This window comes from Paraburkholderia sp. PAMB 6770, from assembly GCF_057748135.1.
In genome coordinates, this window is sequence record NZ_CM173239.1 from 1158014 (window position 1) to 1171760 (window position 13747).

The window sequence follows — 13747 nt, forward strand, 5'->3', positions numbered from 1 at the left end:
CGCGTCGAGGGGCGCGCGGTGCGTCCGATTGCACGAGAACGACGGCTGGCCGACGGGTCGCGGCACGCATGAATGCAACGGCCATCCGGCCGCCTCTCCCAGTACCCGCGAGAACGGGCCAAAGCGGAAAACGTCGACGTCTATCTCAATCGCAGATCCCACAGCACACCGAGTACGTGTTGCGTGGAACGCTCGACGTACCCCGCCCGACAGGCAATGCCCAGCCGCCGCCACAACGCCGGGCGCAGCGGGCGCATGACAATGCGCCGGTCGGGTAGCGGCGTCGTCGCTTCGTGGGGTAACAGCGCGGCGCCGTAACCCGCTGCGACCAGACTCTTGATCGCGTCGTTGTAGTTGAGCTGAATGCGCGGCGCAGGATGGTGCCCGCGGGCCGCGAACCACTCCGCGGTCAGACGCGACAGACGCGTGGTCGCGTCATTGAGAATGAGCGGCTGGGCCGCGAGCCATTCAGGGGTAACGCGGGCCGGACACCGCCAATGCGCCGGCACAAAGGCCATCACAGGGTCGCGGCGCCAGGGCTTGATCACGAGTCCGGCCACCGGGGGCTGGGGCAGCGCGACCAGCCCGACATCCAGGGTGCCGTCCACCAGCCGCGACAGGGTTTCCTGCGAAGTCAGCACGGCAATCTGAATGTCGATGGCGGGATGGTGCTTGCGCAGCACCTCGAGCGCCTGCGGCAGCAGGTGCGCGATCACGCCCGTTGACGCGCCGAGACGCGCACGCCCTTCGAGCCCCTCGACCTGGCGCCGAATATCGTCTAACGCCTGCTCCGCGTCGGCCAGCAGCCGGCGTGCGCGCTCCACCAGCACTTCGCCTGTTGACGTCGGCCCCACATGTCCGCGCTTGCGCAACAGGAGGGGAGCCCCGATGCGGTCTTCGAGTTCGGCGATGTGAAGGCTGACCGTCGGCGGCGCCAGGTGCAATGCGCGCGCCGCTTCGGCAAACGAACCGCGGTCCGTTACGGCGACCAGCGTGCGCAGGCGGTCCAGGCTGATTTCTCGCATGACGGCGTCCAGATTCAGAAAAACTGAATGTTTGCGTTATGAAATTCAACTTTCTCTATTCTAGCCGTCCCCGCAACATAGGGGCTCGTTTTCCGTTCCAGTCTTCCGATAAACCCACAGTCAGCGGAGTCATCCACATATGAGCGCACCCGTAGTTTTCATCGACGGCGACCAGGGCACCACCGGGCTGCAAATCCACGACCGGCTGCGCAACCGGACCGACATCCGACTGTTCACGCTCGCTGCGGCGGAACGCAAAGATTCGCGGCGGCGTGCAGAAGCCATCAATGGCTGCGATATCGCCATCCTGTGTTTGCCGGATGCCGCCGCGCGCGAGGCCGTGGGCGCCATCTTCAATCCGGCTGTCCGGGTTATCGATGCAAGCTCCGCCCATCGCATCCATCCCGACTGGACATACGGCTTTCCGGAGATGGCGCCGGGACAGGATGAGCGCATTGCGAACGCACGTCGGGTAACCAATCCCGGTTGCTATCCGACCGGCGCGATCGGCTTGCTGCGTCCTCTGGTGCAGGCGGGGCTCATACCCGGCGATTACCCGCTCAGCATTCACGCGGTATCCGGCTATTCCGGACGCGGGCGGGCTGGCGTGGAGGAACATGAGGGGCCGGGCGCGGCCAGTGCGCCTTCGTACCAGGTCTATGGCCTGGAACTCACGCACAAGCACACGCCGGAAATCCAGCAGCGCGCCGGGCTCGCGCAGCGTCCCATTTTCGTCCCGGCGTATGGCGCGTTTCGCCAGGGCATCGTGCTGACGGTGCCGCTGGCGTTGCGGCTGCTGGCACCGGACGCCGATGGCGCCACGCTGCACGCGTGCCTCGCGCGCCGCTATGCCGGGATGACGCATATACGCGTCTTGCCGCGGCCCGAATCGGGCGCGGTCAAATACCTGGATCCGCAAGTGCTGAACGGTACGAACGACATGCACCTGAGCGTATTTCATGACGCCGAACACGGGCACGTCCTGCTGTCCGCGGTCTTCGATAATCTCGGCAAAGGGGCATCGGGAGCTGCGGTTCAGAATCTGAACCTGATGCTCACGCGGCAATAGTGGCCGAGGGCTTGAGCTAACGTTCGGGGGCCGGTGTGCCGACTGCTGTTGCCAATTCGACAACGGACGTTCCCCTCGCCCGATATCCGCCACCGGATCGGCGAGGCACGAACGAAGCGATCATAGACACAGGCCGCAGCAACCGGGGGTGTCATGCAATTCGAGTGGGCTGAGAGAACGATGTGGAACCTCGTGCAAACCTATACAGGCCGGGTCGGCTATGAGCGTGGCACGAAATCGGAAGGCCTGTCAGCGGACCCGCCGGTCATCGACTGCTCGGGTTGGACCCGTTTTCTCCTCACTAGGGCGATGCGAGCAGAGAACGAAGCCGCCGGCCGCGCGGTGTTTAGTTCTGGTGACATCGAAGCCCTGCAAGGGTAGTCGGATCGGATCATCCACGAAATCGGGACCCGAACGGGCGTTGTCCTCGAAGGGGGCCGTATTACGGTACAGAGTCTTCCTCGCTGCGCCACGATTGGGTTGAAAATGGGCGAGCCTTCGTGGGCGAGCAACCATCCTCGTCTTCGCGGGATCACCCACATCGTTCAGGTCGTCCGCCGCCCTGAGGATCGCGCGCCGTTTGTCTCAGAGTCGTTCGGCGGTGCGGTCTCGCCGGGCATCCGTCTGACGCCGCTCGACGCGTGGCTCGCGCAGTCGCCTCACGTCCGCGCAGGCGAAATGTGGGCCGTTGATGCATTCGGGCTAGCCTCAAAGAACTGAACGTCGCCTTGAACATCTTTTCCCGGCAGGTGTGGAGCGACGGCAAGGCGCCGACGCGCCTGGACCGGCGACCCGCACACGCCGCCCCGAAACGGACGCGGTGTCGCAATAGGCTAACGCCCGTTCTCTGAAAAGGGACAGTCGTTCCGGGGAGGAACGAGGATCGCCAGGCCCAGACCTCCCATGATTTCCTTGCCTTGACCAAATAATTCGAATATATTGGAAATATGGAAGAGAGAGACATCATCCGCGCCCTGGCAGCGCTCGCCCACGACCTTCGTTTGCGCGTATTCCGCATGCTGGTTGTGGCCGGACCGGACGGCCTGACACCCGGCGCCATCGCGGCTCAGCTCGACGTGCCCAACGCGACGCTCTCTTTTCACCTGAAGGAGTTGATGCACGCAGGGCTGGTCACGCAGGAGCGCGATGGTCGAAGCCTGATCTATCGGGCGGCATACGACCAGATGAATGCGGTCCTCGGATTTCTGACCGAGAACTGCTGCCAGGGGCAGCCCTGTTTTCCGCCGGGCGCCGATTCGTGCCCATGCTGACGGAGAAGATCCATGAAGCGCTTTCACGTGCACGTCCACGTTGACGATATCGCGGCTAGCGTCGCGTTTTATTCGAAGCTTTTTGGCGCCGGACCAGCGCGTGTCGAAGCCGATTACGCGAAGTGGATGTTGGACGATCCCCGCGTGAACTTCGCTATCTCCACGCGCGGCACGAAAGCCGGTGTCGATCATCTGGGTTTTCAGGTCGACGACATGACAGAACTGGCCGAACTCGCGCGGCGTGCGCGGGAAGCGGACATGGCCCTGTTCGACCAGGGTGAAACAACCTGCTGCTACGCGCGTAGCGACAAGCACTGGATCGTCGATCCGCAAGGGATCGCGTGGGAGAACTTTCATACTCTTGAGCGCGTCGCCGTCTATGGCGAAAGCCGCGAGACCCGGACATCGGCCGACGTCGCCGCCTGCTGCGCGCCACGCGGAAACACCATCGGCATTCCTGTGAAACCGGCCGGTTCGGCCTGCTGCTGAGAGACTCCCATGACCGGCAGGATCTATAACGTGCTGTTCATCTGCACGGGCAATTCGGCGCGCTCAATCCTCGCAGAAGGGCTGACCAACCACTATGGAGCCGGCCGTTTCAAGGCGTACTCCGCAGGCAGTCATCCGGCTGGCGAGATCAATCCTTTTGCGCGGGAAGCCCTTCAGAAATTCGGGATCGAAGCCGATGGCCTGCGCAGCAAACGCTGGGACGAGTTTTCGCGCAACGGGGCGCCTGCACTGGATTTCGTCTTCACGGTTTGCGACAAGGCGGCTGGTGAAGTGTGTCCCGTCTGGCCGGGACAACCGATCACCGCCCACTGGGGCGTGGCCGATCCGGCTTCCCTCGAAGGGGACGCGGAGCGAAAGCGTCAGGCAATCCGGGATGCCGCCGTCACATTGAAGCGACGTATCGAACTCTTCCTTTCGTTGCCGCTCGACAAGCTGGACGCGGTCGCCCTGAAGAGGGCCGTAAGCGATATCGGAAATCAATAAGGGGCTGCGGCCATGACCACGAACGTACTGGTTCTCTGCACACACAACTCGGCGCGCAGCGTGCTCTCCGAAGGCATGCTGAACCACTGGGCGAAGAAGCTCGGCAAGGATGTGCGCGCATTCAGCGCGGGCAGCGCCCCGAGCGGGCGCATCAATCCGTTCGCGCTTGAGGCACTGGCGAACGCCGGTGTCGATACAGACGGCTATCGGAGCAAAAGCTGGGATGAATTCGCTCAGGAAGGCGGACCGTCCATGCGCATCGTGATTACCGTGTGCGATAGCGCCGCCGCCGAACCGTGTCCGCTGTGGCCGGGCAGCCCCGTCAAGGTGCACTGGGGATATGCGGATCCGTCGAACGCCCCGGGCGGCGATGAAGGCAAGCGCCAGGCGTTCGAACTGACTCGCCAGGCCATCGGCTACCGCGTGCTGCAATTGCTTGAGCTACCGCTTCACCGGCTGGGGAATGCCGAGCTTCAGCAGGCGCTCAACGGCATCCAGCAAAGCTGAGTCTTTCTCCATCGAGCCGCCTCATGAACATGCCCAATATTGCCGCTGCGCGCAAGACTACGTCGAAGCCAGCCATCGGTTTCTTCGAGCGATACCTGACCGTCTGGGTCGCGCTGTGCATCGTCGCCGGCATCCTGCTCGGTCAGATGCTTCCCGGCGCTTTTCAGGCGATCGGACGCATGGAATACGCGCAGGTCAATTTGCCGGTCGGGCTGCTGATCTGGGTGATGATCATTCCGATGCTGGTCAGGGTCGATTTTGGCTCGCTGCATGAAGTACGTCGGCACATCAGAGGCATCGGCGTCACGCTCGTGGTGAACTGGCTCGTCAAACCCTTCGCGATGGCGTTCCTCGCATGGCTCTTCATCAAGCACCTGTTCGCCCCGTTGCTGCCCGCCGCGCAACTCGACAGCTATGTGGCCGGACTGATCCTGCTCGCTGCCGCGCCCTGTACGGCGATGGTGTTCGTCTGGAGCCGCCTGACGGGGGGCGACCCGCTCTTCACGCTCTCGCAGGTCGCACTGAACGACAGCATCATGGTGGTCGCATTTGCGCCGCTCGTTGGCCTGCTGCTCGGCATGTCCGCGATTACCGTGCCCTGGGCGACGCTGTTCACCTCGGTCGTGCTTTACATCGTGATTCCCGTGATCCTCGCGCAGCTCCTGCGCAAGATGCTGCGCGTCAATGGCGAGGCCGCTTTTGAAGCCGCGATGGCAAAGATCGGTCCCTGGTCGATTACGGCATTGCTCGCAACCCTGGTGCTGCTGTTTGCCTTCCAGGGTGAGGCCATCCTCGAGCAGCCGCTTGTCATCGCACTCGTTGCCGTGCCCATCCTGATCCAGGTGTTCTTCAACGCGGCGCTGGCGTACTGGCTCAATCGCGCGGTTGGCGAGAAGCACACCATCGCGTGCCCGTCTGCGCTGATCGGCGCGTCGAACTTCTTCGAGCTGGCCGTCGCGACGGCAATCGGCCTGTTCGGATTCAACTCGGGTGCGGCGCTCGCCACGGTCGTCGGGGTGCTGATCGAAGTGCCGGTCATGCTGCTCGTGGTGCGTATCGTCAACCGTTCGAAGAACTGGTACGAGTGCGCCTGAACGTGACGGAAACAACGCAATGAACGAAGTCACCCTCTATCACAACCCGGCCTGCGGGACGTCGCGCAATACGCTCGCGATGATCCGCAATGCGGGCATCGAACCCGTCGTCATCGAGTACCTGAAAACGCCGCCGTCCCGCGACACGCTGGTTGAACTGATCCGGCAGTCCGGGCTGCGCGTGCGCGACGTGCTGCGCCAGACAGGAACGCCGTACGCAGAACTGCATCTGGACAATCCGGCACTGACCGACGACGCGCTGCTCGATGCGATGATGGATCATCCCGTACTGATCAACCGGCCTTTCGTCGTGACGTCGCTGGGCGTGCTCCTGTGCCGCCCGTCCGAAGTCGTGCTGGATATCCTGCCTGAAGCACAACGCGGCGCATTCGCGAAAGAGGACGGCGAAGCGGTCGTCGATGCGGAGGGCAAGCGTGTCCGCGCCGGCAACTGATTTCGTGAATGATCTGCCGCAGGTCGACGCGGCGCTGTTTCGCGTACCCGACATCAACCGGCTTCAGGCCACGAAGCGTTCTCCGCACCCCCCGCGCATCCTGTTGCTGTACGGTTCGCTGCGGGAGCGCTCGTTCAGCCGCCTGCTGAGCGAAGAGGCGGCACGCCTGCTCACGGCGATGGGTGCGGAGGTCCGCACGTTCAATCCGAGCGGTCTGCCGCTCCCCGATGACGCGCCCGACACGCACCCCAAGGTGGCTGAACTGCGCGAACAGGTGCTGTGGTCCGAGGGCATGGTCTGGTGTTCGCCCGAGCGCCACGGCGCGATGACCGGCATCATGAAAGCGCAGATCGACTGGATTCCGCTTTCGTCCGGCGCGGTGCGGCCAACGCAGGGCAAGACGCTCGCCGTGATGCAGGTCAGCGGCGGCTCGCAGTCGTTCAATGCGGTCAACCAGATGCGCGTGCTTGGACGCTGGATGCGCATGCTGATGATCCCGAACCAGTCGTCGGTGGCCAAGGCTTTCATGGAATTCGACGAGCGCGGGCGCATGAAGCCATCAGCCAGTTTCGATCGCGTCGTGGACGTGATGGAAGAACTGGTGAAGTTTACGTTGCTCACGCGCGATATCGGTCCCTATCTGGTCGACCGGTATAGCGAACGCAAGGAGAGTGGCGAGGCACTGATGAAGCGTGTGAACCAGGGCGGTATCTGATCTGCTTTGCACTGCGAAACGATTCGGGAACCTCGTCCGCTTTAGACCGACATGGTCATGCAGATGTAGGCATCAGAAATCACCCGTGCAACTGCACGACCGCTTCGAGCACGATGCCGAACGTCCGCTCCCACCGCGCATCTCAGGCCGACCCGGCGCATGCCGTCCCCTGTCCGCAAGCGGGCGGGCTTTCGCTTTGCAGGAAGCGCGAACTCAGCGCGATCCGCGCAACTGCTCTTCGATCGTCCTTGTCAAGGGCGAGTCCACGTGCCCCGTATGCTTCGTTTGCACCGGCTCGATCAGCACGATCCAGCATTCGTCGTCGGCGACCGGATTGTGCAGCGTGCCCTGTGGCACGACGTGCATCGAGCCTGCGGGCAGATCGACGACACGTCCGTTTTCATATTCGATCTTCAGATGGCCGCGCACCACGAAAAACAGTTCGTCCTCGTGCTCGTGGTCGTGCCACACGAGCTGTCCCCGGACTTTCGCGACCTTCACATACTGGTCGTTGACCTGCGCGACGATTTTCGGCGACCAGTAATCGGACACATCGGCGAACGCGGCTTCAACGTCGAACGATTCGGCAAACGGAGGGGATGCCATGCCTATCTCCAGGTCGGAATGAGGGAGGCGGCGAGCAGCGCGCCCATCGCCAGATTGAGCATGCGCCAGTGCCGCGGCGTTCGGAAGCACCGCGCGAGCAGCACGCCGAGCGCGCACCAGAGTGCCAGCGACGCACACGCAGCCACCCCGAACGCGGTGCCGAGCAGCATCGCGAGGCGGCTCGGATGGCTCGCGAGCAGCGCGAACGATGCCGCCGCGCCGACCGTCATCGCCCAGCTTTTCGGGTTGAGCCAGAGCAGCAGAAAGCCGTTGACGAGCGTCACCGGACGCGCGAGGCCGTTGCCCGCATGGGGCGCTCCGTTGCGCGCGATGCGCCACGCGAGCCACAGCAGATACGCGGAGCCGAGCGCTTTCACCGCGTTTTGCAGCGACGGCAGCGCGAGCAGCAAGCCGCCGAGCCCGAGTGCCGCGATTGCGGCGAGCAGGGCGAGGCCCGCCGCGATGCCGAGCATCAGCGGAATCGAGCGTATGAAGCCGAAGCGCGCACCCGAGGCCGTGGCAAGCGTGGTGGCGCCACCGGGCGTCACGGTCGAAACGACGACGAAAAGGAGAAGCGGCAGGATCGAGGTCATCGGCACACGCCTGGAAGAGTGAGATCCGCACTGTACGGACCGGCGACGCATACTGAAAGGGAATAATATTGATGTGATCCATTACGCGGAATAATGCATAGATGAGCCGGAATCTGGACCTCGATCTGATCCGTACCTTCGTTGCCGTCGCCGACAGCGGCAGCATGACAGTCGCCGCGAACCTGCTGCACATGACGCAGGGTGCGGTGAGCCAGCAGGTGAAGCGCCTCGAAGACGTGCTCGATTGCCTGCTGTTCGTGCGCAAGACGCGCAAGCTGGCGCTTTCGCGTCAGGGCGAGCAGTTTCTCGTGAACGCGCGCAAGCTGCTGCGGCTGAACGACGACATCTGGGCGGAGATGACCGGACGGCCGCTGCGCGGCGCGCTGCGGGTAGGGGTGCCCTACGATCTCGTGACGCGGCTCGCGTCCGCGATGAAAACATTCGCGGAGGCGCATCCCCTCGTCGACATCTCGCTGGTGTGCGCGGCATCGCCGGAACTGGGCGAAGCCGTCGACAGCGGCCGGGTGGACGTGTCGCTGGTCGAATATGTCGCGAGCGAAGCCGAAGGCGAGGTCGTCCGCATCGAGCCGCTGGTGTGGGTCAAGGGACGCGGCAGCGACGCATGGCAGAAGCGGCCGTTGCCGTTGTCGATGGTGGACGAGCGTTGCGCGTTCCGGCCGGTCGTGCTCGGCGCGCTCGCGGACGAAGGCATTGCGTGGCGCACGGTGTTCGAGAGCGGCAACATCGAGGCGACCGCTGCGACGGTGCGCGCGGGCCTCGCCGTCACGACGTGGCTCGCTTCCACGGTGCCGGCCGATCTGGAGACGCTCGTGCCTCGGGCAACCGGCTTGCCCGAACTGCCGCCGTTTGCGATCTGCCTGCGATTGCCCGCGACGGTGCAGCCCGCGGCGCAGGAATTCGCGCGCCACGTACGCGAATCGATGGCGAACGACGCGCTCGCCCGACGCGAGCAACGGGCGAGCGCGGCGTGACGCAACCCCGCGCTGGCCGGCTATCGCGCGGAGTCGATCTGCCGGAATAACGCGCGTTCGGCGCGTCGTCGCGCGGCGCAGCCTGTTGCAAGGAAGGCAAAGCGCATGCGGGCTGTGTGTGCCGCGAACGGGACGCTCGCGATAGTCGGCCTCCGGGCGCTGGGCCGCGCCGCCGCCCGCCCACAATGCCGCCCCCACAACGCCGCCCCCATAATGCCGCCCCCCATAACGCCGCCCCGTTCGCGAAAGAGCCCGGCGTAATGCCGGGCTCCGGCTTTCACCGCCTCTCCCTTTAGCGCATCGTTTATCGCATCGCGATCGCCGACATGTACTGCTCGCGCACGGCCAGTCCTCCATAAGGCAAGTGAGATGCGGTCACTGTCGCGATGTAGTCCGAATAGGCATAGTTCACCCTTGCAACTGCCACGGGCTTTTCCATGAGCGATGCGAGCGTCGTATCGCCGCTGGCTGATGTCGGAGCACCCAGCTCGTTCCGCAGAGTGTGCACGGCGATCTGCCAGCTCTGCCGGGCTTCGGGTTCGGTCATGTCCCGGCGGTACAGATTGATGGCCACCAGGGTGCGATGCGGTCCGAAGCTAAACCATATTTCGCTTACGGGCGGCCCGTTCGTGCCGAGCAGCTGGGCGGGCACGTCCCGACAGCGCAGGTAGTGAAAGCCGCGGGATATCGCGTCGCAACGCACATTGCCGCGCCGCATTTTCTGAGCCACGTCGGCCTCGGTACTGCGATCGAGCTGCAGCCCCAGGGCCGGGCGCCCGGGGGCCGGCGACCATCCTCGCTCCTGTGAAATGGCGTGGTTGCGCAGGGACAGCACGAGCTGGGGGGCGACCGTTTCAACAGGACATGCAACGCCGAGTCGGGCAAGGAGGTGCCGGCCCTGCGGCGTGTGCATCCAGCCAATCGCGGCAATGCTGACGAACGTCGCGGCGGCGAGCCCCGTCATGACTCGCGTGCTTCGCGTCGCGGTTAGTCCGAGCATGATGTTGCAACCGTAGGAGGCAGGTAAACGGGGCCGCCGGGCGTCGCGCTAATGATGGTGCTGCGCAGGTTGAACAGCGTGGGCACCGCGCTGTACTGGAACTTCGTGCCGACCGGGATGCCTGCGGAATTCGTCTCCGTGAGTTCGTAGGTTCCGTTGGTCGTCGAGGTCAATGCGGCGAAGTCCGCGGCCGACAGCTTGCTCTGCAGGACGGCTACCAGATCCACCATGAACTGGTCGAATACACAACCCGGAACGCCGACGTCATTGTGCGCGGTCGTCATGTCCTGGCACATTTCGGGTTGCGAATCGATATCGCCGGGAACCGTGACCGGTCCTGGATACGTGTAGGGGCCGCCGAGGAGCGAGTCGAACTGCAGCGTGAGACAGGCTTCGAGTCGGGCGGGGGTATCATGCGCCACACTGCTGTGGCTGGTGTTGCCTGTTACAGCGGCAAAATACGGCGCCTCGACCGGGTCTGCCAGAAGGCCGGTGACCGCCGCGTTGACGACGCCGGCCACGGCAGCCGGGGCAGCCGAATCACCGCCGAGTGCGGACCAGATCGCCTGATTCTCGGGGTATTGCACCACCCGTGGAGCAGGACCACTGCCGCCGCCGCAAGCGCCGAGTGACACGAGCGACACGAGCGATACCGCGGCCACCACGATGCCAATGGAACGTTTCATGAACTGTCTCCTCAGGACGCCATCGCGACGCCGTCACCCAGGCGGTGCGATCCGCACCCTGGCGGGATGGCAAACACTTGTACGCGGGTTGTGAGAGAACGGATGCAGTGGACGCCTGCGCTTCATCCACGCACACCGCGTGACGTGCGGCCGTGCAGCCGTCGAGGGCGCATGCGGTGAGCCGCCTCGACCGGATGGCGCGGTCACGCCGCTTCGCCGCGCCCTGCGTCGTCCGTCCAGGCAGAGAGGCCTCTGCGGCGTCAGTGCCCGCCGGCGGCCGGCTTTTGAGCGTCTCCGCGCACGGGCAGCCTCTCTTCCGGGCATTGCTTGTGCGACACAGACAGCCAGTACGCGTGCTGGACGCGTCGCCGCGCGGCGGAGGTCCGTTAGCCAGCAGGACGGGCGGAGGTCCGTTAGCCAGCAGGACGAGTGTCCGGCCGCGTTCGGGCTGCTATACACTGACGAATCATCGTGATGTCATTGTCCAAAGGCAGGGTCCCCATGACAGAAAGGATCACCATGGCCGAGTCGTTGCCGGCAACCGCTGTTGTCCGCGTGTCGCGTGCGAGCTTCGAGCCGAGCCGGTTCGCCGAGGTCGACGCCGCGAGCAGGAAGACCTCCGCGTACATCATCCCGGCCCTCAGACGGCTGCCGGGGCTCCTGCACTTTTATGCCGGCGTGTCGCCGAAAGGCTCGATCGTGCAAGTGAGCGTCTGGGACACCGAAGCGCATGCGGCACAACTGGACGGGCTGAAGGAGATGGTTGTCGACGGGCGCAGGGATATGGAAGCGGTCGGCGTGACGTTCACCCCGATTTTCAATTACCCGATCGACGGGACCTGGACCGTCTGACCCGGGCGCCCCGCGTGCCCCGGGCGCTCCGGCGCTGACGTCTGTCGGAGCGCGCGGGCAGCGCGGGGCCGGCATCGGGGGCTGGCATCGGGGGCTGGCATCATGGGCTGCATCATGGGCTGCATCATGGGCTGCACCGGGCGCGGCATCAGGGCGCGCGGGCGGGCTGCCGATGCCGCGCCCGGTCCTCCAGGCTTCCTTGCCCGGTCCCTGCGCCACCGGTTGGTAAAATCCAGCGTTGGCGCCGACAGCTCCCCGTCGACAGCCCCCTCTACGCAAGCGAATTCCCCATGACCGATACCGCCCTTTCCTCACCCGATTCCGCCGGAACCCTCGAAACGTTGCACGGCGACACGCTGTGGCGCGATAACGGCTGGACCGCGCGCGTCGTCAAGAACGAGGAGGACGACGGCTGGGCCGTCGAGATGATCAAGGACGGCGAGCCGGAACCCGCGCTGGTCGGGCCGTGGACAATGGGCCGCAACAAGAAGGATCCGAAGCCGCTCGACACGGCGGCATTCAATACGCTGGTGAAAACCGCGTCGGAGGTCCTGCGCCGCCACGAGCAGCAACTGCGCATGCAGCTGCATAAACGCGTGACGGTCGCCGCGTCGACGGGCGAAGGCGAACTGGACGTCACGCTCGACATCGTCCCCGACGACGACGAGCCGTACGCGCTTCTCACCGCGTTCGACGCGTTTGGCGAGCAGATCGCGCAAGTCCAGGTCGAGCCGAACTTCACGCTCAACCGGGCGAGCGCGACGGCCTGGGTGCAGAACGGATTCCGCCGGCCGGGTTCGGCGCGCGATCGCTGACCGGCGCGCCGGCCGGCCCGGCGAAGCCTCGCGCCCGTTGCCGCGCGGCCGCGCGCCGTGGCTCACTTGCCGCCGGTGACATCGAGGAACGTGCCGGTGATGAACGAAGCCTCGCTGCCGGCCAGCCACAGGATCGCCCGCGCCACTTCCTCGGGCTGACCGCCTCGTCCCATCGGGATCGAATCCTTCACGCGATCCACGCGCCCCGGCTCGCCGCCGCTCGCATGCATCTCGGTGTAGATGTGCCCGGGGCGGATGCAGTTCACGCGGATGCCTTCGCGCGCGACTTCTTTGGCAAAACCGGTCGTGAACGTCTCGACGGCGCCCTTGGACGCGGCGTAGTCGACGTATTCGTTGGGACTGCCGAGCCGCGCCGATGCCGACGAGATGTTGATCACCGCGCCGCCCCGTCCGTTGTGACGCAGGGACATCCGCTTAGCCGCCTGCTGCGCACAGAGAATCGGACCGATCGCGTTGACTGCGAAGATCCGCTGCATGCGCTCGAATTCGAGGTCCTCCAGCCGCGCTTGCCGCGCCAGCATCGCGGCGTTGTTGACCAGCACGTCGATCCGCCCGAACTCGTGGTCGATTGCGGCGAACAGCGCGGCGACCTGCGCCGGGTCCGCGCTATCCGCGCGCACCGGCAAAGCCCGCCGCCCGGCGGCTTCCACGTCCGCCGCCACCGCGAGCGCGGCGGCCTCGCTGGCGACGAAGCTGAGCGCGACATCGTAGCCTCGTTCGGCCGCAAGACGCGCGGTCGCCGCGCCGACGCCACGACTGCCTCCCGTGATCAGCATGAGCGGTGTCTGCGAAGCGCTAGCCATTGACGAGCCTTGATCGAAGAGGAGCGGGTGAGCGGCACCAGAGGGGATAGCGGGTCATGCGGGGCGGGCAACCGGCGCGATACCGGACGCGCGTGAGTCGCGCCCGCCCGCATCAACCGGGACAGCCGCCAGAATAGCGATTGCCCGATGCGAAGGCAAAGCAGATTAAGTCCCGCTCCGGGTGAGAAAAACTCGTTCGACGACGCGCACGCGGGGTGGCCGGCACACGGCGCCGGAACCGGATGCGCGGC

The 13747-nt window shown here is 65.1% G+C and carries 18 protein-coding genes; 12 read left to right on the top strand and 6 right to left on the bottom strand.

The features are described from left to right. Positions 1-140: 140 nt before the first annotated feature. Positions 141-1025 (bottom strand): LysR family transcriptional regulator, encoded by an 885-nt coding sequence (locus tag AC3AP7_RS22580; protein WP_487364765.1) that lies wholly within the window; start codon positions 1023-1025, stop codon positions 141-143. 139 nt (positions 1026-1164) lie between these two features. Here AC3AP7_RS22580 and argC point away from each other — a divergent pair, with 139 nt between their 5' ends. The 9 genes from argC (at position 1165) to arsH (ending at position 7128) form a co-directional block, all read left to right on the top strand. Then, positions 1165-2094 (top strand): N-acetyl-gamma-glutamyl-phosphate reductase, encoded by a 930-nt coding sequence (gene argC, locus AC3AP7_RS22585; protein ID WP_487364766.1) that lies wholly within the window; start codon positions 1165-1167, stop codon positions 2092-2094. Between the two features lie 180 nt (positions 2095-2274). Beyond that, positions 2275-2475 carry a hypothetical protein gene (locus AC3AP7_RS22590; protein WP_487364767.1) on the top strand — a complete coding sequence of 67 codons (201 nt, stop codon included), beginning with the start codon at positions 2275-2277 and terminating at the stop codon, positions 2473-2475. 566 nt (positions 2476-3041) lie between these two features. Continuing rightward, positions 3042-3365, top strand: a complete 324-nt coding sequence (locus AC3AP7_RS22595; RefSeq protein ID WP_487364768.1) for an ArsR/SmtB family transcription factor — start codon at positions 3042-3044, stop codon at positions 3363-3365. A 12-nt stretch (positions 3366-3377) separates the two neighbouring features. Continuing rightward, entirely contained in the window at positions 3378-3854 is a 477-nt protein-coding gene (locus tag AC3AP7_RS22600) for an ArsI/CadI family heavy metal resistance metalloenzyme (protein WP_487364769.1), read from the top strand. A gap of 9 nt (positions 3855-3863) precedes the next feature. Further along, complete coding sequence (locus tag AC3AP7_RS22605) at positions 3864-4358, top strand: arsenate reductase ArsC (protein WP_487364770.1); 495 nt, start codon at positions 3864-3866, stop codon at positions 4356-4358. Between the two features lie 12 nt (positions 4359-4370). Then, entirely contained in the window at positions 4371-4865 is a 495-nt protein-coding gene (locus tag AC3AP7_RS22610; protein WP_487364771.1) for an arsenate reductase ArsC, read from the top strand. A gap of 23 nt (positions 4866-4888) precedes the next feature. Further along, positions 4889-5959 (top strand): ACR3 family arsenite efflux transporter, encoded by a 1071-nt coding sequence (gene arsB / locus AC3AP7_RS22615; RefSeq protein ID WP_487364772.1) that lies wholly within the window; start codon positions 4889-4891, stop codon positions 5957-5959. Positions 5960-5978: 19 nt separating this feature from the next. Continuing rightward, positions 5979-6413, top strand: a complete 435-nt coding sequence (gene arsC / locus AC3AP7_RS22620) for an arsenate reductase (glutaredoxin) (protein WP_487364773.1) — start codon at positions 5979-5981, stop codon at positions 6411-6413. Then, entirely contained in the window at positions 6379-7128 is a 750-nt protein-coding gene (gene arsH, locus AC3AP7_RS22625; protein ID WP_487364774.1) for an arsenical resistance protein ArsH, read from the top strand. The genes arsC and arsH overlap by 35 nt, the downstream gene beginning before the upstream one ends. 213 nt (positions 7129-7341) lie before the next feature. On the opposite strand, the gene AC3AP7_RS22630 is transcribed toward arsH, so the two are convergent. Continuing rightward, a complete protein-coding gene (locus tag AC3AP7_RS22630; RefSeq protein ID WP_487364775.1) occupies positions 7342-7734 on the bottom strand; it encodes a cupin domain-containing protein in 393 nt (130 codons plus the stop codon). Between the two features lie 2 nt (positions 7735-7736). Continuing rightward, positions 7737-8327, bottom strand: coding sequence for a LysE family translocator (locus tag AC3AP7_RS22635; protein WP_487364776.1), 591 nt, complete (start codon positions 8325-8327; stop codon positions 7737-7739). 101 nt (positions 8328-8428) lie between these two features. Between AC3AP7_RS22635 and AC3AP7_RS22640 the strand changes: the two genes are divergently transcribed. Next, positions 8429-9319 (top strand): LysR substrate-binding domain-containing protein, encoded by an 891-nt coding sequence (locus tag AC3AP7_RS22640; RefSeq protein ID WP_487364777.1) that lies wholly within the window; start codon positions 8429-8431, stop codon positions 9317-9319. A 304-nt stretch (positions 9320-9623) separates the two neighbouring features. Here the strand turns inward: AC3AP7_RS22640 and AC3AP7_RS22645 are convergent, their stop codons facing one another. After that, positions 9624-10283, bottom strand: coding sequence for a hypothetical protein (locus tag AC3AP7_RS22645; protein ID WP_487364778.1), 660 nt, complete (start codon positions 10281-10283; stop codon positions 9624-9626). Between the two features lie 23 nt (positions 10284-10306). After that, the gene (locus AC3AP7_RS22650; RefSeq protein ID WP_487364779.1) at positions 10307-11005 is read right to left on the bottom strand and encodes a hypothetical protein; all 699 of its coding nucleotides are present in this window, start codon (positions 11003-11005) and stop codon (positions 10307-10309) included. Positions 11006-11524: 519 nt separating this feature from the next. On the opposite strand from AC3AP7_RS22650, the gene AC3AP7_RS22655 reads away from it, so the two are divergent. Further along, positions 11525-11857 carry a hypothetical protein gene (locus AC3AP7_RS22655; RefSeq protein ID WP_487364780.1) on the top strand — a complete coding sequence of 111 codons (333 nt, stop codon included), beginning with the start codon at positions 11525-11527 and terminating at the stop codon, positions 11855-11857. A gap of 290 nt (positions 11858-12147) precedes the next feature. Further along, positions 12148-12672: a hypothetical protein gene (locus tag AC3AP7_RS22660; protein ID WP_487364781.1), complete on the top strand. Its 525-nt coding sequence runs from the start codon at positions 12148-12150 to the stop codon at positions 12670-12672. Positions 12673-12734: 62 nt separating this feature from the next. Here the strand turns inward: AC3AP7_RS22660 and AC3AP7_RS22665 are convergent, their stop codons facing one another. Further along, positions 12735-13496 carry an SDR family oxidoreductase gene (locus tag AC3AP7_RS22665; RefSeq protein WP_487364782.1) on the bottom strand — a complete coding sequence of 254 codons (762 nt, stop codon included), beginning with the start codon at positions 13494-13496 and terminating at the stop codon, positions 12735-12737. Positions 13497-13747 lie beyond the last annotated feature (251 nt).